Origin of the sequence: Pseudomonas sp. R28(2017) (assembly GCF_002112505.1) — a bacterium.
Lineage (GTDB): Bacteria > Pseudomonadota > Gammaproteobacteria > Pseudomonadales > Pseudomonadaceae > Aquipseudomonas.
The window spans coordinates 23,795-42,086 of sequence record NZ_NEHW01000003.1 but is presented as its reverse complement, the minus strand read 5'-3'; the positions used below and the strand labels follow the sequence as shown (position 1 = coordinate 42,086).

Genomic DNA, 18,292 nt, shown 5'->3' with positions numbered 1-18,292 from the left:
ACCACCACAAGGTCGCACCCAAGGCGATACACACGGTCACCAGCAACAAGGTGTTGAAATTGGTAAGCCACTTCAGGCGCATAGCCGCGAACTTCCTGCGGGGGGGAGTCGAGAGATAGGTGCCTGAATTTATGGCGAATTTGTTACCAGGTGATGACGAAGGTGGCGTTGAGCTATTGCGCGCGACAGTTACGGCTCCACCCTGACCACGCAATTACGCCCCGCATGCTTGGCCCGGTACAACGCCTCATCCGCCGTGCTGGCCATGCTCAGCGCATCCAGCGCATCGTCCAGCTGCACGACCCCGGCGCTGAAGGTGCATTGCAGATCCTCAGGCTGCGCCGGGTAAAGGATTTCGGCAAAGCGCCGGCGAATTTCATCCAGCACCTTGTGCGCGGCTTCCAGCGAAGTGTCGGGCATGACGATGGCGAACTCTTCACCGCCATAGCGGCCAATGAAGTCAGTCTTGCGCAGGCGTTGCTTGAGGAACAGTGCCAGGCTCTTGATCACCCGGTCGCCCATGGGGTGGCCGTGGCGGTCGTTGATCTTCTTGAAGTGGTCGATGTCGAGCATGGCGAAGCTCAGTGGTTGCCGTTCGCGGCGGGCGCGATAGCTGCAGTCTTCGAGCAGCTGCAGGATATGGGTGTGGTTGTACAGCCCGGTCAGGCTGTCGCGGACCATGCGGGCCTTGAGGTGACGGGCACGGGCGGCGCGGTTGCGCACGGTGGTGATCAGGTGCCGCGAGCGGATCGGCTTGGTCAGGAAGTCGTCGCCGCCTTCGCTCATGGCATCAAGCTGCTTGTCCAGGTCGTCCTCGGCAGACAGGTAGATGATCGGCACGCTGACGTAACGGTCATTGTGACGGATCACCTTGGCCAGTTCCGGGCCCGAGCACGTCGGCATGTACAGGTCGAGGATGATCAGGTCAGGCTGGAAGTCGGCAAGTTCGGCCATGGCGCCGATCGGGTCGTTCAGGCTGCGGGTCAGCATTCCGGCACTGCTCAGTACCCGTTCGGTGTGCAGGGCCTGGGTGCGTGAGTCGTCGATGATCAGCACGCGCAAGGGGTCTTGCTGGGCGTTGCTGGTCATGACTTCGAGTTTTTCCAGCAGGCTGGAGGCCTCCAGCGTACCGGTCAGGAACGCCTGGCCGCCGGCGCGCACGGCGGCCAGGCGGGTCGGCGTATCGGCTTCGTGCAGGCTGAAGAACAGTAGCGGTATCAGCGGCTCCCGGCCCTGCTGCGCCAGCGCCGCCAACGGCAGGCCAGCACCGGGGCCGGAGAAGTCGACATCCATGACGATGGCCACCGGCGGTTGCTCGGCCAGTGACGCCAGAAACGCACTGGCGCAGGGCTGGGGCTGCGCGCTCAGGCCGAAGAACTCCAGCTGCTGGGCGAGGCGCTCGGCGCGTTCATGGTCGTGCAGCAGCAGGTAGACGGGTTTGCGCGCAGGCGGCAATTCCAGCTGATCGGGCAGGTCGCCGTGGCGCAGGCGCGTACGCGACAGGCGCTGCAACAGCTGTTCGAGCTCCTGCGAGAGGCGCTCCTGGCTCGGCTCTGCGGCTTGGGTCATGTCCTGGCTACTTGTTAGAGGGCTATGCAGGTTCGATGATGGCTCTATGCTAGCACCGCTTTTTCCATTCGCACGTGCTCCGCGTCAACAAAGGCCTACGAACGAATATTCAGTTACTGACTCATTGGTCGCTTATGCGTACGGCGGTGTCTGCTTTATAGTGCTGCGACGCGGGCTTGCCGTGGCACCCTGGCGCTGGCCTGTGGTCCAAGCCCCTGAACCGTCGTGACTGATTAAGGACAAAGCCATGCTGGACTGGAAAAACCGCGAGGCCAACGCCGAGCCCCGCGAGCGTGTCGATGGCCGCCGCGCCGCTGCCCGTAGCTATTTTGGCGGGCTCTGGAGCCGTGCCCTGGGGACCCTGATCGGGTTGTACCTGCTGGTGTGCCTGGGCCTGGGCTGGTACTGGAGCGAGGAGCCGGCGCTGTTCCCGGTCCAGCAGAACGCCCAGGCTGCCGCCGAGCGTAACGGCCAGCAGATGGTGGTGGGCTATACCACCATCGAAACCCTCAAGAGCGTGGCCGGTACCCTGCTGAACAAGCCGGGTGGCTACATTTCCAACGACCGCTTCCCGCCAGGCCTGTGGATGGACAACATGCCGAGCTGGGAATACGGCGTGCTGGTGCAGGTACGTGACCTGTCCCGCGCCCTGCGCAAGGACTTCGCCCGTTCGCAGTCGCAGTCCACTGAAGATGCCGACCTGGCCAAGGCCGAGCCGCGCTTCAACTTCGACAACAAGAGCTGGATCCTGCCATCGAGTGAGTCGGAGTTCGAAGAGGGCATCAAGTCGCTGAGCCGCTATCAGGCCCGCCTGGCCGCTGGCGACAAGGGCGCCGCCTTCTATACCCGTGCCGACAACCTGAACAACTGGCTGGGTGACGTCGCCACCCGCCTGGGTTCGCTGTCGCAGCGCCTGTCGGCCAGCGTTGGCCGGGTCAAGCTCAACACCACCCTGAAGACCGAGTCGGTGGTCGCCGGCCAGGCGCCGCAGGTGGATGAAGAGCTGGTGGAAACCCCGTGGCTGCAGATCGACAACGTGTTCTACGAAGCCCGTGGCCAGGCCTGGGCGCTGTCGCACCTGCTGCGCGCCATCGAGGTCGACTTCGCCGACGTGCTGGCGAAGAAGAACGCCACGGTCAGCGTGCGCCAGATCATTCGTGAACTGGAAGCCTCGCAGGAGCCGCTGTGGAGCCCGATGGTGCTCAACGGCAGCGGCTTCGGCATGTGGGCCAACCATTCGCTGGTCATGGCCAACTACATTTCCCGGGCCAACGCCGCAGTCATCGACCTGCGTCAGCTGCTGTCGCAGGGTTGAGCGTGGCCATCAGCGCCAACGAGGCCGCCCATCGGGCGGCTTCCGACCGTGAACGGGTCACCTGGGTGGATGAAGCCGACCAGGTGCTCGGCGCGTTGCCCAGGGCCGAGCTGCGTGAGCGTGGCCTGATCGGTCGCTGCACGTTCATCCTCTTGTTCAACAGCGCGGGTGAGTTGTGTGTGCACCGCCGGACCCTGAGCAAGGCGCTGTACCCCGGGTATTGGGACGTGGCGGCCGGTGGCATGGTGGCGGCAGGGGAGGCGTATGCCGATTCGGCTGCCCGCGAGCTGGCCGAGGAGCTGGGCATCGAAGGCGTCGAACTGCGTTTTCATGAGCGCTTCTATTTCGACCAGCCAGACAACCGCCTGTGGTGCGCGGTGTTTTCGGCGGTGTCGGATGCGCCGTTGCGGCTGCAGCCGGAAGAGGTGATCGAGGCGCGCTTCATTGGCCTGGAACAGGCTGAGCAAGAAAGCCTGACGAAGCCGTATTGCCCGGACTCGTTGGCGGCGTTGCAGCGCTATAAAGCAAGCCTCAAATAGATGCGTGGGCCATGCCGGCCCCTTCGCGGGTAAACCCGCTCCCACAGGGATTTCACAGGCCGTGAAACCTGCGCAGTACCTGTGGGAGCGGGTTTACCCGCGAAGGGGTCGCAAAACATTCGCAAAATGGCGCATTCCAGTACTTAGCAACAGCCTGATTTATCGTTACACTGCGCGCCCTTTTCGGGCTGCCGCAGGATCTTGCGGCAGTAGCGCCGCCCCTGCCAGAGTGGGGCTTCGCGGTCGGCTCCCGTCGACCAGTTTTTGTCCTCAGCACAGAGGAACAAAAGTGGCCAAGAAAGCTTCTTCCTTCGCCGCCCTTGGCGGTCTCGTTTACTCCACCGATGCCGGTCGGCACTGCCCCGACTGCGGCCAGCCGGTGGACGCCTGCACCTGCAAGCAGCAAGTCATCCCCGAAGGTGACGGCATCGCCCGTGTGCGCCGTGAAAGCAAAGGCCGTGGTGGCAAGACCGTGACTACCGTCACCGGCGTGCCGCTGCCGCTCGACCAGCTCAAGGAGCTGGCCACCACCCTCAAGCGCCGTTGCGGTACCGGCGGCGCACTGAAGGATGGGGTCATCGAGATCCAGGGCGACCATGTCGAGCTGCTGATCGCCGAGCTGATCAAACAGGGCTTCAAGGCGAAAAAGTCCGGCGGCTGATGCGCCCCCGCGATTTTTTGCCCAACGCTTTCTAAACTCGTTCCCGTGACCAGGGTCTACCCCAGGGCACGGACGAATCGTCATTTTTGGCTTTTACACTGCGCCCGCCTCCTTGCGGGGCAGTGTCCTGGACTTATCTATAGGGGACTTCAATGTCCGTACGACGCACACGCAAAGACGATGGTAGCCAATGGACCGTGGCCGACAGCCGCAGTGTTTATGGCATCCGCCATTGGGGCGCTGGTTATTTCGCCATCAATGAAGCCGGGCGCGTCGAAGTGCGCCCCAACGGCCCCGGCAGCGCGCCGATCGACCTGTTCGAGCAGGTCGACGAGCTGCGTCAGAGCGGCCTGTCGCTGCCGCTGCTGGTACGCTTCCCCGACATCCTGCAGGACCGCGTGCGCCAGTTGACCGGTGCCTTCGATGCCAACATCGCGCGCCTGGAATACCAGAGCCAGTACACCGCGCTGTACCCGATCAAGGTCAACCAGCAGGAAGCGGTGGTGGAAAACATCATCGCCACGCAGAACGTGTCGATCGGCCTGGAGGCCGGCTCCAAGCCCGAGCTGCTGGCAGTGCTGGCGCTGGCGCCGAAGGGTGGCACCATCGTCTGCAACGGCTACAAGGACCGCGAGTTCATCCGCCTGGCGCTGATGGGCCAGAAACTCGGCCACAACGTGTTCATCGTCATCGAGAAAGAGTCGGAAGTGGCCCTGGTGATCGACGAGGCCGCCGAGCTCAAGGTCAAGCCACAGGTCGGCCTGCGCGTGCGCCTGTCGTCGCTGGCTTCGAGCAAGTGGGCCGACACCGGGGGCGAGAAGTCCAAGTTCGGTTTGTCTGCTGCTCAGCTGATCTCGGTGGTGCAGCGCTTCCGCGATGCCGGCCTGGACCAGGGCATCCGCCTGCTGCACTTCCACATGGGCTCGCAGATCGCCAACCTGGCCGACTACCAGCACGGTTTCAAGGAAGCCATCCGTTACTACGGCGAACTGCGTGCACTGGGCCTGCCGGTCGACCATATCGACGTCGGCGGTGGCCTGGGTGTGGACTACGACGGTACCCACTCGCGCAACGCCAGCTCGATCAACTACGACATGGACGACTACGCCGGCGTGGTGGTGGGCATGCTCAAGGAGTTCTGCGACGCGCAGGGCCTGCCGCACCCGCACATCTTCTCGGAGAGTGGCCGTTCGCTGACTGCGCACCACGCGATGCTGGTGATCCAGGTGACCGACGTCGAGAAGCACAACGACGACGTGCCGACCATCGAGAACAAGGAAGCCCTGCCGGAAACCGTGCAATGGCTGGTCGACCTGCTTGGCCCGACCGACATCGAGATGGTCACCGAGACCTACTGGCGCGCCACCCACTACCTGGGCGACGTGGCGGCGCAGTACGCCGATGGCAAGATCAGCCTGGCCGAGAAGGCCCTGGCCGAGCAGTGCTACTTCGCCGTGTGCCGCCGCCTGCACAACTCGCTGAAGGCCCGTCAGCGCTCTCACCGCCAGGTGCTGGACGAGCTCAACGACAAGCTGGCCGACAAGTACATCTGCAACTTCTCGGTGTTCCAGAGCCTGCCGGACACCTGGGCCATTGGCCAGGTACTGCCGATCATCCCGTTGCACCGCCTGGACGAGGAGCCGATGCGCCGCGCGGTGCTGCAGGACCTGACCTGCGACTCCGACGGCAAGATCAACCAGTACGTCGACGAGCAGAGCATCGAGACCAGCATGCCGGTGCATGCGGTCAACGAAGGCGAGGATTACCTGCTGGGCGTGTTCCTGGTCGGTGCCTATCAGGAAATTCTCGGCGACATGCACAACCTGTTCGGTGACACCGACTCGGTGAACATCTACCAGAACGCCGATGGCAGCGTGTACCACGCCGGTATCGAGACCCACGACACCATCGAAGACATGCTGCGTTACGTGCACCTGTCCCCGGAGGAGTTGATGACGCACTACCGCGACAAGGTGGCCAGCGCCAAGATCAGCGCACGTGAGCGGACCCAGTTCCTCGATGCGTTGCGCCTGGGCCTGACGCGCTCGTCCTACCTCTCGTCTTGACCGCCGAGGCCGCTCTTACGCGTTTCTTGTAGGAGCGGCCTTGCGTCGCGAAAGGGTCGCAAAGCGGCCCCGACGCTACTGAATCCAACACCCTCTTTTCTGCAACCGCCACCCAACCCACCCCAACGTCACCGCCCGCAACGCCATGAACCCGAGAAACGCCAACCACAACCCATGGTTGCCAAGCCCACTCAGAAGCAGGCCCAACGGCAATGCAATCAGCACCGACAGCAACATCGCATTGCGCATCTCCCGCGCCCGGGTCGCGCCGATGAACAGCCCGTCGAGCAAGTAACTCCACACCGCAATCAACGGCAGCAGCGCCAGATACGGCAGGTACGGATAAGCCGCCGCCCGCACGCTTTCGATATCGGTCTGCAGGTCGATGAACAGGTGCCCACCGAGCAGGAACACGCCGGCAAACCCCACGCTGGTGATCAGCGACCAACCACAGGCCACCACCAGTGACCGGCGCAAGGTATCTCGGTCCCGCGCACCAATGGCATGCCCGCACAGCGCCTCCACGGCATGCGCCAGGCCATCCAGCGCGTAGGCAGTTAGCAGCAACCCGTTGAGCAGCAGGGCATTGGCCGCTACCGTGGCTTCGCCCAGGCGGGCGCCCTGCACGGTGATCAGCAGGAACACCAGCTGCAGCGCCAGGCTACGCAGGAAGATGTCGCGGTTTACCGCCAGCAATGGCCGCCAGGCGTGCCAGCGCTTGAGCGCGGCCCAGGCGACCTGCCCGGGGTAGGCGCGCAGGGCCGGGCGGGTCAGGGCCAGGCCGAGCAGGGCGGCGCTCCATTCGGCGATCACCGAGGCGCGTGCCGAACCCAGCACGCCCCAGTTCAGGCCCAGCACGAACCACAGGTTGAGGGCGATGTTCAGCAGGTTGGTGGTCAGCAAAATCGCCAACGGCGCCCGTGCGTTCTGGGTGCCGAGGAACCAGCCGACCAGCGCATAGCTGGCCAGCGCTGCTGGCAGGCCGAGCAGCCGGGTGTGGAAGAACGCCTCGGTGGATTGCTGCAACGCCTCGCTCGGCTGCATGGCGTGCAGCGCCAGCTGGCTGAAGGGCAGGGCGAGCAGGCCGATCAGCAGGGCGAAGGCCACGGCCAGCAGCAGGCCCTGCACCAGCACCTGGCGCAGCGCCGCGCCGTCGGCACGCCCGGCGGCCTGGGCGGCAAAACCGGTGGAGCCCATGCGCAGGAAGCCCATCAGGCCGACCATGAAGGTGAACAGCGTGGCGCCCACGGCCACCGCGCCGAGCTGGTGGGCATGGGGCAGGTGGCCGATCACGGTGCTGTCGACCAGGGCCACCAGCGGTACCGAAATGTTGGAGAGGATCATCGGCGCGGCCAGCGCCCAGACCTTGCGGTGAGTGGGGCGGTGCTGCCAGTCGGTGGTCAGTTGCGACATTGCAATTCCTGAGGCTGTGGGGCCGCTTCGCGGGCAAGCCCGCTCCCACAAAGGCGCCTCTATCCTGTGGGAGCGGGCTTGCCCGCGAAGGGGCGCAGAGCGCCCCCAGTATTCGGCTGGGCGCATTGTAACGGCAAGGCAACCAAACCACGCGAACCTGGTCTCACTTGCCGCATCGGTGAAAGTGCCGAATCCGCCATTGCGCTATAGTTGCTGCCCTCACGTACACGCTGCCAAAGAGTTCCCACTCCATGTTCAACAAAGGATTGTTGCTGGCCTGCGCGCTGGCCTTGCTCAGTGCCTGTGATTCCTCGACACCGGACAAACCCGCGCCCGCCGAAAAACCGGCCGCGAGCGCTGTGGCCGAGGCCCCGGCGCCCAAGCGCGAGGACCCTGCCGTCCTCGCCAAACGCTACGAGGGGCGCGAGCTCAGCGTGCTGGATGTCTCGGAGGTGCAGCTCGATGGCGCCAGTACCCTGTCGATCAGCTTTTCGGCACCGCTGGACGCCAAGCAGGACTTCGCCGCCAAGGTGCACCTGGTCGATACGGTCAACGGCAAGGTCGACGGTGCCTGGGAACTCTCCGACAACCAGATGGAACTGCGCCTGCGCCACCTGGAGCCGCAGCGCAAGCTGGTGCTGACCGTCGACAAGGGCCTGCTGGCGGTCAACGGCAACAGGCTCGACAGCGACTCGGTGAGCCGCCTCGAAACCCGCGACATGCAACCCACCGTCGGCTTCGCCAGCCGTGGTTCGTTGCTGCCCACCCGCCTGGCCGAAGGCCTGCCGGTGATCGCGCTGAACGTACCCAAGGTCGATGTCGAGTTCTTCCGGGTCAAGCCTGAGATGCTCTCGACCTTCCTGGCCAACTGGGGCCGCAACAGCAGCCTGTACTACTACCAGTCCAAGGAAACCCTGGACATGGCCGAGCTGGTCTACAGCGGCCGTTTCGACCTGAACCCGGCGCGCAACACCCGCGAGACCGTGCTGTTGCCGATTGCCGGGATCAAGCCGCTGCAGGCGCCGGGTGTGTACCTGGCCGTGATGCGCGCCTCCGGGACCTATGACTATTCGCAGCCGGCGACGCTGTTCACCCTCAGCGACATCGGCGTATCCGCGCACCGCTACCGTGACCGCCTGGACGTGTTCGCCCAGGCCCTGGAAGGTGGCAAGGCGCTCAAGGACGTCAACCTCGAGCTGCATGACGACAAGGGCAAGCTGCTGGCCCAGGCCAAGACCGATGGCGCCGGCCATGCCCAGCTGCCGATCACGGCCAAGGCCGACACCCTGATCGCCACCCAGGGCGTGCACACCACCCTGCTGCGCCTGAACACCGCAGCCCTGGACCTGGCCGAATTCGACATCACCGGCCCCCAGGCCAACCCGCTGCAGTTCTTCATTTTCGGCCCGCGTGACCTCTATCGCCCGGGTGAAACGGTGCTGCTCAACGGCCTGCTGCGCGACCAGGATGGCAAGCCGGTGAAGGCACAGCCGGTCAGCGTGGAAGTGCGTCGCCCGGATGAGCAGGTCAGCCGCAAGTTCGTCTGGGAGGCCGACGCCAATGGCCTGTACCAGTATCAGTTGCAACTGGCCACGGAGGCCCCGACCGGCCGCTGGCAATTGCTGCTCGACCTGGGCGGCGGTCGCAAGCAGGTGTACGAGTTCCTGGTCGAAGACTTCCTGCCCGAGCGCCTGGCGCTGGAACTCAAGGGTAGCGATACGCCGCTGTCGCCTGAGGAGGATGCGCGCATCCAGGTCAATGGCCGCTACCTCTACGGTGCGCCGGCTGCCGGCAATCGCCTGAGTGGCCAAGCCTACGTGCGCCCATTGCGCGAAGCGGTGCCGGCACTGCCGGGCTACCAGTTCGGCTCGGTTACCGAAAGCGAACTGACCCAGGACCTGGAACTCGACGAAGTCACCCTCGACCAGGCCGGCAAGGCAGTGGTCGATATCGAAAGCCATTGGGCCGAAGCACGGTCCCCGCTGCAACTGACCGTGCAGGCCAGCTTGCAGGAGTCCGGTGGACGGCCGATCACCCGCCGCCTCGAACAGCCGATCTGGCCGGCCGAGCGCCTGCCCGGCCTGCGCGGCCTGTTCGACGGTGAGGAGACCGACAGCGATGGCCCGGTGGAATTCGAGTTCCTGGTGGCCGACCGCGCTGGCAACAAGCTCGCCGCCAACGACCTGAAAGTGCGCCTGATCCGCGAGCGCCGCGACTACTACTGGAACTACTCGCAGAGCGATGGCTGGAGCTACAACTTCAACGAGAAGTTCCTCACCCAGAGCGAGCAGACCCTCAGCGTCAAGGCCGGCTCCACCGCCAAGCTGAGCTTCCAGGTGGAATGGGGGCCGTACCGCGTCGAGGTGGAAGACCCCGAGACCGGGCTGGTGTCCAGCGAACGCTTCTGGGCCGGTTACCGTGCTCAGGACAACGCCGAAGGCGGCGCGGTGCGCCCCGACCAGGTGAAGCTGGCGCTGGACAAGCCGGCCTATGCCGATGGCGCCACCGCCAAGGTCACCGTGACCCCGCCAGCGGCCGGTAGCGGCTACCTGATGATCGAGTCCAGCGATGGCCCGCTGTGGTGGCAGGAAATCGAGGTGCCCGCCGAGGGCAAGACCTTCGACGTGCAGCTGGACAAGCAGTGGGCGCGCCACGACCTGTACATCAGCGCGCTGGTGATCCGCCCGGGCGAGCGCAAGGCCAATGCCACGCCCAAGCGCGCCGTCGGCGTGCTCCACCTGCCGCTGGCGCGTGCCGAACGCAAGCTTGCGGTCAACCTGCAGGCGCCGGAGAAGATGCGCCCCAAGCAGCCGCTGACGGTGAAGATCAAGGCCGCTAATGCCGACGGTAGCGTGCCGAAGCAGGTGCAGGTGCTGCTGTCCGCCGTCGACGTGGGCATCCTCAATATCACCGATTTCAAGACCCCCGACCCGTTCGCCAGCCTGTTCGGTCGCAAAGCCTATGGCGCCGACCAGCTGGACATCTACGGCCAGCTGATCGAAGCCGGCCAGGGCCGCCTGGCCAGCCTGGCCTTTGGTGGTGACGCGGCGATGGCCAAGGGCGGCAAGCGCCCCAACACCACGGTCACTATTGTCGCCCAGCAAAGCCTGCCGGTGACCCTGAACGACCAGGGCGAAGGTGAAGCGACGGTCGATATCCCGGACTTCAACGGTGAACTGCGGCTGATGGCCCAGGCCTGGACCGACGAGCACTTCGGCATGGCCGAGGGCAAGACGGTGGTGGCCGCGCCGCTGATCGCCGAACTGTCGGCGCCGCGCTTTTTGGCCGGCGGTGACCGCACCAGCCTGGCGCTGGACCTGGCCAACCTGTCGGGGCGAGCGCAGCAGTTGAATGTCGAAATCCGCACCGAGGGCCAGCTGAGCCTGGCGGCCAGCGCCCAGCAGAACATCGCCCTGGCCGAGGGCCAGCGCAGCACGCTGTTGATCCCGGTGCAGGCCCTGGGTGGCCTGGGGCAGGGCAAGGTGCAGGTGCGGGTCAATGGCCTGCAACTGCCAGGTGAGCCAGCGAACACCTTCGAACGCGAATGGACCCTGGGCGTGCGCCCGGCCTACCCGGCGCTGCTCAAGCATTACCGCGTGGCCCTCAAGGACCAGCCATGGACCCTGCCGGAAAGCGACCTGGCCGCCTTCGAGCCCGCCGGCCTGGAAGCCAGCCTGGCGCTGTCGAGCCGCCCGCCGCTGAACCTGGCCGAGCAGATCCGCGCCCTCGAAGCCTACCCTTATGGCTGCCTGGAGCAGACCACCAGCGGCCTCTATCCGTCGCTGTACGCCGATGCCGAAAGCCTCAAGCGCCTGGGCATCAAGGGCGAGCCGGCCGAGGTGCGCAAGCGCAAGATCGAGATGGGCATCGAGCACCTGCTGGGCATGCAGCGCTACAACGGCAGCTTCGGCCTGTGGAGTTCGGACAGTGAAGAGGAATACTGGCTGACCGCCTATGTCACCGACTTCCTGCTGCGTGCCCGCGACCAGGGCTACGGTGTGCCGGCCGAGGCCCTGAAGAAGGCCAACGAGCGCCTGCTGCGCTACTTGCAGGAACGCAACCTGATCGAAGTCGATTACAGCGAGAACGCCGAGCACACCCGCTTTGCTGTGCAAGCCTACGCCGCGCTGGTGCTGTCGCGCAGCCAGCAGGCACCGCTGGGCGCCCTGCGCAGCCTGTTCGAGCGCCGCGCCGATGCCCGCTCCGGCCTGCCGCTGGTGCAACTGGCGGTGGCGCTGGACGCGATGGGCGACAAGCCGCGCGCCGAGCAGGCGCTGCAGGCGGGGCTGGGCATCAGCCGCAGCAAGGGCTGGATGGCCGACTATGGCAGCAGCCTGCGCGACCAGGCGTTGATCCTGGCGCTGCTGCAGGAGAGCAAATTGGCCAGCAACCAGGTCGACCAGCGGCTGTTCGCCCTGTCGGACGAGCTGGCGGCCAACCGCTGGTTGTCGACCCAGGAGCGCAATGCCTTGTACCTGGCCGGCCGTGGCCTGCTGGGCAAGCCGCAAGCGCCGTGGAAGGCTCGCCTGGACAGTGCCGGTGAGGTGCGTGAATTCAACAATGCCGAGGCGGGCATGAAGCTCGAAGGGCCGTTGCTGGCCTCGCCGCTGAGCGTGCAGAACGAGGGCAGCGAAACCCTCTACCAGCAACTGACCCTCTCCGGCTACCCACGCCAGGCGCCTGCCGCCGGTGGCAACGGCATGGAGATCCGCCGTGATTACCTGGGCATGAATGGCCAGCCGCTTGACCTGCACGACCTGCGCAGCGGCGACCTGGTGCTGGTGCACCTGGCGCTCAAGGCCACAGATCGCGTGCCGGATGCTCTGGTGGTCGACTTGCTGCCGGCAGGCCTGGAGCTGGAAAACCAGAACCTGGCACAGAGCGCGGCCAGCCTGGACAACGCCAGCAGCGCGGTGAAGCAGTGGCGCGAGTCGATGCAGAACGCCAGCGTGGTGCACCAGGAGTATCGTGATGACCGCTACGTGGCGGCGCTCAAGCTCGACGGCTATGGCACCACGCACCTTCTGTACCTGGCGCGGGCGGTGACCCCGGGCACCTACCGGGTGCCGCCGCCGCAGGTGGAATCGATGTACCGGCCAAACCTGCAGGCGGTGGGGGATGGGCAAGGCGAGATGACGGTGAAAGCGCGTTAGGCCTTGCGCGGCCCCTGTAGGAGCGGCCTTGTGTCGCGAAAGGGCTGCACAGCAGCCCCGGCAATTTCAGCTGCCAGGCTGAAGTCTGGGGGGCGCTTCGCGCCCCTTTCCGACCGGTCCGGCGCCCCGGCAAGGCCGCTCAAAATCAGTGAATCACCCAGCTCATTACCCACAGCCCCAGCACCAGCCAGATGATCCCGAGGATGATCGAAGCCCGCATGAAGGCGCGGATGGCCGAGTACAGCAGCATCAGGCCGATGATCAGGGCGAGGATGCTGAGCAGCGAGGTGTCCATGCCCAGCGTGCGTGCCAGGCCATCGATGAAATTGCCACCGGCATTGGCCAGCAGGTTGAACAGGCCGCTCAGGGCGTCGACGATGAAGCGGATCAGCGACCCCAGTGCCTGGCCAAGCCACTCGAAAAAACCTTCTACATGCATAGTTGCTTCCTGATGAACGAATCGGCACGGTTGCCGTTCCCAAGCCTTTGGCCATTACCTGGCCAGGTCGGTTCCCGATGCCAAGCTTAGCGCGGCCACGTACCCGAGCGAGACGGCTTGTGCGTGCCGCCGCGGTCATCATCCTGATGCTGCTCGGCCTGCTGTGGCTGGCCGACCGCATCTGGCCACTGCCGATGCCGGGCAATGACCTGGCACGGGTGGTGCTGGCCGAGGACGGCACACCGTTGTGGCGTTTTGCCGATGCCGATGGCGTGTGGCGCTACCCGGTCAGCCCGGAAGAGGTGTCGCCACTGTACCTGCAGGCCCTGCTGACCTACGAGGACCGCTGGTTCTACCGCCACCCAGGGGTCAACCCGCTGGCCCTGGCGCGCGCGGCCTGGCTCAACCTGCGCGGCGGGCGGGTGGTGTCTGGCGGCAGTACCTTGTCGATGCAGGTGGCGCGCCTGCTCGACCCACATGACCGCACCCTGGGCGGCAAGCTGCGGCAGCTGTGGCGCACCGCGCAACTGGAGTGGCACCTGTCCAAGCGCGAGATCCTGCAGCTCTACCTGGACCGTGCCCCGTTCGGCGGCACCTTGCAGGGCGTGGCGGCGGCCAGCTGGGCGTATCTGGGCAAGTCGCCGCAGCACCTCACGCCCGCCGAGGCTGCCTTGCTGGCCGTGTTGCCACAGGCACCGAGCCGCTTGCGCCCGGACCGCCACCCGGCCCGCGCCCAGCGTGCGCGCGACAAGGTGCTGCAGCGCCTGGGCGAGTATCAGGTGTGGCCGGCTCAACAGCTCAAGGAGGCTGCCGAGGAACCGCTGCTGCTGGCTCCGCGTCAGGAGCCAGCACTGGCGCCCCTGCTGGCGCGGCGGCTGAACACCCCAGGCAGCCCGACCTTGATTCGCACCACCCTCGACGCCTCGCTGCAACGGCGCCTCGAGGACCTGCTGCTGGGTTGGCGTGCACGCCTGCCGGAGCGCACCTCGGCGGCGATCCTGGTGGTCGACGCGCAGAGCATGGCGGTGCGCGCTTACCTGGGCTCGATCGACCTGAGCGACGAGCGCCGTTTCGGCCATGTCGACATGGTCCGTTCGTTGCGCTCGCCAGGCTCGACGCTCAAGCCGTTTCTCTACGGCCTGGCCCTGGATGATGGCCTGATCCACTCCGAATCGCTGCTGCAGGACGTGCCGCGGCGCTACGGCGACTATCGGCCCGGTAACTTCTCGATGGGCTTCAGCGGCCCGGTGTCTGCCGCCTCGGCGCTGGCGCTGTCGCTCAACCTGCCGGCAGTGCAATTGCTCGAAGCCTACGGGCCCAAGCGCTTCGCCGCGCAGTTGCGCATGGCCGGCGTGCCGTTGGCGCTGCCGCCGTTGGCCGAGCCCAACCTGGCATTGATTCTGGGCGGTGCCGGTAGCCGCCTGGAGGACCTGGTCGGCGGCTACGCGGCACTGGCCCGGGGTGGCAGCAGCGCGCAGGTGCGCCTGCAGCCACAGGATCCTCTGCTGGAGCGCCGGTTGATGTCGCCAGGCGCGGCCTGGATCATCCGGCGCATCCTCAGTGGCCAGGCGCGGCCCGACCGCGACCCCCATGCCGAACTGGTGCAGCGCCCGCAACTGGCCTGGAAGACCGGTACCAGTTATGGCTTTCGCGATGCCTGGTCGATCGGCGTAGGGCCGCGTTACCTGATCGGCGTGTGGATCGGTCGGCCCGATGGTACGCCGGTGCCCGGGCAGTTCGGCCTGGCCTCGGCGGCACCGTTGATGCTGCAGGTGCATGACTTATTGAGCAACCGCGACAGCCAGCGGGGCATCCGGGTACCGGTGGAACGCGTGCCGGAAAGTGTTGGCGTGGCGGCCATCTGCTGGCCGCTGGGCCAGCCGATGAACCGACAGGATCCGAACTGCCGGCGCCAGCGTTTCGCCTGGACCCTCGATGGCACTACACCGCCCACGTTGCAGGCTGCCGACCAGCCCCTCGGCCTGGGGCTGCGCGAGAGCGTCTGGGTGAATGCCCAGGGCCTGCGCGTGGACGGCAGTTGCCCGGGCGCCAAGGCGCTCGACATCGCCCTGTGGCCGGCACCGCTGGAGCCTTGGTTGCCACGCGCCGAGCGGCGTACGGCGCGGCTGCCGGCGGTTGACCCGAGCTGCCCGCCACAGGTGCCGGCCAGCTCGCCACCGCTGTCCATCGTTGGCGTTCGCCCCGGCGACACCCTGCGGCGCCCTGCCACCAGCAGAGAACCCCTGCAGTTGTACGTCTCTGCCCTCGGCGGCGGCGGGCGGCGCTGGTGGTTCCTCAACGGCCAGCCGCTGGGCGAAAGCGAAGGGCAGGGCAGCGTGCTGGTGCGTTTCGAACAGGCCGGGCAGTTCGAACTCAGTGCCCTGGACGAAAGCGGAGAAACAGCGCGGGTGGCGTTCCAGGTCAACGAATAGGCGTTCGACGATTAACGGGGCAACACCTACGCTTGCAAGTGACGGGTGAGGCCGGCCGACGCCCCGGTACCCAAGGGATTGTGGAGCGTCCTATGCGCCTTCTGCTGATGCCCCTGTTGCTGCTGCCCTGGGCCGGTCTGGTGATTGCCGAGCCCTTGCCTGTGTTGCTCGACGGCCACGAATACGAGCGCCGCCTGCCCAGCGCGAACCTGCCGATCGAGGCCTACCGCCACCTTGCCCCGAGCCTGCACCTGGAGCCGTCCAGGGCGGTAACCAGCACGTTGCCCGTGGACACCCGTTTCGTATTGCACAAGGTGCGCTTCGAAGGGGGGACGGTCTACCCGTTGAGCGAGCTGCGCGAGCATTACCAGCCCTTGGTCGGTCGCGAGGTGAGTGTCGGCGAGTTGCAGCAGTTCACCGAACGCCTGACCCAGCGCTACCAGCGCGACGGCTACCTGCTGTCGCAGGCTTACCTGCCTGATCAGGACTTTGCCGAGGGCCGCGTGCATGTCGTGTTGGTCGAGGGGTATGTTCATGAGGTTCGGCGGGAAGGAGAGATCGGCCCCGCTGGCGCTTACCTCGACCAGCTGCTGGAGCGTTTGCGCGCGGAACGCCCGTTGACCCAGGCGACGCTCGACCGGTTCATCGGCCTGGCCCAGCGCATTCCGGGCGTGACGCTGCAGGCTGATTTGGCCCAGCTCGAGCGCAGCGAAGGCGCCACGCGGCTTATCCTCAATGCCAGGCGCAAGCCCTTCGATGCGGCGATGACGCTCAGCGATGGCAGCCGCGACGGCTTGCAGGGGCTGTTCAAGGTCGCCAGCAATGCCCAGACCCGCGTTGCCGAACAGTTGACGGCCAGCGTGCTACTGCCGCCGGGCGATGACCACACTGAATACCAGCGCCTCGATTACAGCCAGCACCTGGATGCACAGGGCAGCCAGTTGTTGCTATCGGCCGCTCGCTATCGCAGCGAGCCGCGCACACCGGTGCGTCTGGAGCATGGTTCGCAATTTTTTCAGAGGATTGAAAGCGAACGTTATGCAGTCGGGCTTGCCCAGCCGGTGATCGTCACGCCGGATGAATGGCTGGCGGTGTCAGGGCATGTCTATTCGGTCAGCGAGCACAACGAAGATCTCAGCGGTGGCCTGGGGCGCAATGACACCTATGTACGCGCGCTGTCGTTCGAAGGTGACTGGCGCAAGGTCGAGGCCGGGCGGCTGCGCAGGGTCAGCGCCGGGGTGTATCAGGGGCTGGATTATCTGGGGGCACGCAGCGATGCCGATTACGACATGGACTTTCTGCGCTTTCGCGTCGCTGGCTTGCAGAGCGACCCGCTGTTTCAGCACTGGCAGGGCGTGCTGTCAGGCGCCTTGTACTGGACCGATGACCGGCTGCCCGACAGCGAGCGTGCGGTATTTGGCGGGCAGCACTTCGGCCATGGCTACCCGCAGGACCAAGCGGCAGGGGACAAGGGCTGGGGCGTGGCGTACGAGCTGAACTACAGCATCCAGCCTGGCGCTGGTTGGGTACGGCTGATGCAGCCCTATGCGCTGCTGGATGCTGCGCAGGCGTGGTACAACGGCGGGCCACTCGAAGATGCCAGGATGCGCTCGGCAGCGTTGGGTGTGCGGCTTGGGGATGGGCGTTACGGCAATGTGGCATTTGAGGTGGCCAAGCCGCTGGCGGATGTGGCGTTGGACAGCAAGAACCGGGGGCCGCGCTGGGTGATGAGCTTCAGCTATTTGCTGGAGTAGAGGCTGGCTGCACCGGCCTCATCGCCGGCAAGCTCTCACAGAATAGCCACCCGCCACCAGGCCAGCGTTATCCCTGTGGGCGCTGGCTTGCCGGCGATGAGGCCAGTGGCAGTCATGCAAGGTCGAGACGAACTCAATGCGTGGTAAACCGCTGATGCACCGGCGAAGAACTCGGCGTCAACGCCAGCGCCAACTGGGTGCGGTTGTGCATGTGGGTCAACCGCAACACCTGCGACACATACAGTTTCACGGTGTTCTCGGTAATCCCCAGTTCACAGGCAATCTGGTAGTTGGTCTTGCCCTTGCTCACCAGCCTGGCGACTTCCAGTTGCCGTGGTGACAGTTTTTCGAAAGCCGCCGGCAGTTCGCCTTCCGTCTCTTCGACGACGTCGGTGGCGCGGCGGTGTACGCCCTGGCCGCGGGCCTTTTCCAGGTCCTGGTAGAGCTCGTCGATGGAGCCGGCCAGGTCCTGCAAGCGTTGGTTGAGGTTGCCCAGGTCCTGGAAGCTGGCCTTGCGCTCCAGCAGCACTTGCTCCTGGCGGCGCACGCCCTCGAGCAGTTCGTCGAGATCCATGGGCTTCTGGTAGTAATCGGCGAAACCTTCGCGCAGGGCGCGGACCACGTCCTGCTTGTCGGCGCGCCCGGTGAGCATGATCGCTTCGAACATGCGTTGGCGACCGGCAATGTCCTTCAGTGCACGAACCAATTCGATGCCATCGCGATCGGGCATGTGCAGGTCGCACAACACCAGGCCGATGGCTGCGTCGGCAATGAAGCGTTCGATGGCTTCATCGGTGGAATGGGCCGCGACGCAGTGGTGGCCCTGGGTTTCGAGGAATTCACATAACTGTTCGACGATCAGCGCCTGGTCATCTACGACCAGAACCTTTACCTCACTAAATGAAATGTTCACGATCAACTCCCTGTTCGTAAGCGGCCCTGCTCCCGGGC

At 65.6% G+C, this 18,292-nt stretch carries 11 protein-coding genes; 7 read left to right on the top strand and 4 right to left on the bottom strand.

Annotated features, from left to right (window positions below; translation table 11 throughout):
• Nucleotides 1-189 precede the first annotated feature (189 nt).
• A complete protein-coding gene (locus tag CAF78_RS05670) occupies nucleotides 190-1,569 on the bottom strand; it encodes a diguanylate cyclase (RefSeq protein ID WP_085676833.1) in 1,380 nt (459 codons plus the stop codon).
• Nucleotides 1,570-1,816: 247 nt separating this feature from the next.
• On the opposite strand from CAF78_RS05670, the gene CAF78_RS05665 reads away from it, so the two are divergent.
• The 4 genes from CAF78_RS05665 to speA all read left to right on the top strand — a co-directional run bounded on the left by CAF78_RS05665 (nucleotide 1,817) and on the right by speA (nucleotide 6,150).
• On the top strand, nucleotides 1,817-2,884 hold the full coding sequence (locus CAF78_RS05665) for a DUF2333 family protein (protein WP_085676834.1): 1,068 nt from the start codon (nucleotides 1,817-1,819) through the stop codon (nucleotides 2,882-2,884).
• A 2-nt stretch (nucleotides 2,885-2,886) separates the two neighbouring features.
• Nucleotides 2,887-3,423 (top strand): NUDIX hydrolase, encoded by a 537-nt coding sequence (locus CAF78_RS05660; protein WP_085676835.1) that lies wholly within the window; start codon nucleotides 2,887-2,889, stop codon nucleotides 3,421-3,423.
• Nucleotides 3,424-3,712: 289 nt separating this feature from the next.
• Nucleotides 3,713-4,084 (top strand): translation initiation factor Sui1, encoded by a 372-nt coding sequence (locus CAF78_RS05655; RefSeq protein ID WP_027920822.1) that lies wholly within the window; start codon nucleotides 3,713-3,715, stop codon nucleotides 4,082-4,084.
• A 152-nt stretch (nucleotides 4,085-4,236) separates the two neighbouring features.
• Complete coding sequence (speA, locus tag CAF78_RS05650) at nucleotides 4,237-6,150, top strand: arginine decarboxylase (RefSeq protein WP_085676836.1); 1,914 nt, start codon at nucleotides 4,237-4,239, stop codon at nucleotides 6,148-6,150.
• Between the two features lie 75 nt (nucleotides 6,151-6,225).
• Here speA and CAF78_RS05645 read toward each other — a convergent pair whose 3' ends face one another.
• Nucleotides 6,226-7,563 (bottom strand): MATE family efflux transporter, encoded by a 1,338-nt coding sequence (locus CAF78_RS05645; protein ID WP_085676837.1) that lies wholly within the window; start codon nucleotides 7,561-7,563, stop codon nucleotides 6,226-6,228.
• A 251-nt stretch (nucleotides 7,564-7,814) separates the two neighbouring features.
• Here CAF78_RS05645 and CAF78_RS05640 point away from each other — a divergent pair, with 251 nt between their 5' ends.
• On the top strand, nucleotides 7,815-12,716 hold the full coding sequence (locus CAF78_RS05640) for an alpha-2-macroglobulin (protein ID WP_085676838.1): 4,902 nt from the start codon (nucleotides 7,815-7,817) through the stop codon (nucleotides 12,714-12,716).
• A gap of 145 nt (nucleotides 12,717-12,861) precedes the next feature.
• On the opposite strand, the gene CAF78_RS05630 is transcribed toward CAF78_RS05640, so the two are convergent.
• Nucleotides 12,862-13,155: a hypothetical protein gene (locus tag CAF78_RS05630; RefSeq protein ID WP_012270337.1), complete on the bottom strand. Its 294-nt coding sequence runs from the start codon at nucleotides 13,153-13,155 to the stop codon at nucleotides 12,862-12,864.
• 77 nt (nucleotides 13,156-13,232) lie between these two features.
• Between CAF78_RS05630 and pbpC the strand changes: the two genes are divergently transcribed.
• Together pbpC and CAF78_RS05620 are read left to right on the top strand one after the other, a co-directional pair.
• Nucleotides 13,233-15,587 carry a peptidoglycan glycosyltransferase PbpC gene (gene pbpC, locus CAF78_RS05625; RefSeq protein ID WP_085676840.1) on the top strand — a complete coding sequence of 785 codons (2,355 nt, stop codon included), beginning with the start codon at nucleotides 13,233-13,235 and terminating at the stop codon, nucleotides 15,585-15,587.
• A 92-nt stretch (nucleotides 15,588-15,679) separates the two neighbouring features.
• On the top strand, nucleotides 15,680-17,341 hold the full coding sequence (locus CAF78_RS05620) for a ShlB/FhaC/HecB family hemolysin secretion/activation protein (RefSeq protein ID WP_085676841.1): 1,662 nt from the start codon (nucleotides 15,680-15,682) through the stop codon (nucleotides 17,339-17,341).
• 133 nt (nucleotides 17,342-17,474) lie between these two features.
• Here the strand turns inward: CAF78_RS05620 and CAF78_RS05615 are convergent, their stop codons facing one another.
• Nucleotides 17,475-18,260, bottom strand: a complete 786-nt coding sequence (locus CAF78_RS05615) for a response regulator transcription factor (protein ID WP_371856895.1) — start codon at nucleotides 18,258-18,260, stop codon at nucleotides 17,475-17,477.
• Nucleotides 18,261-18,292: the final 32 nt, after the last annotated feature.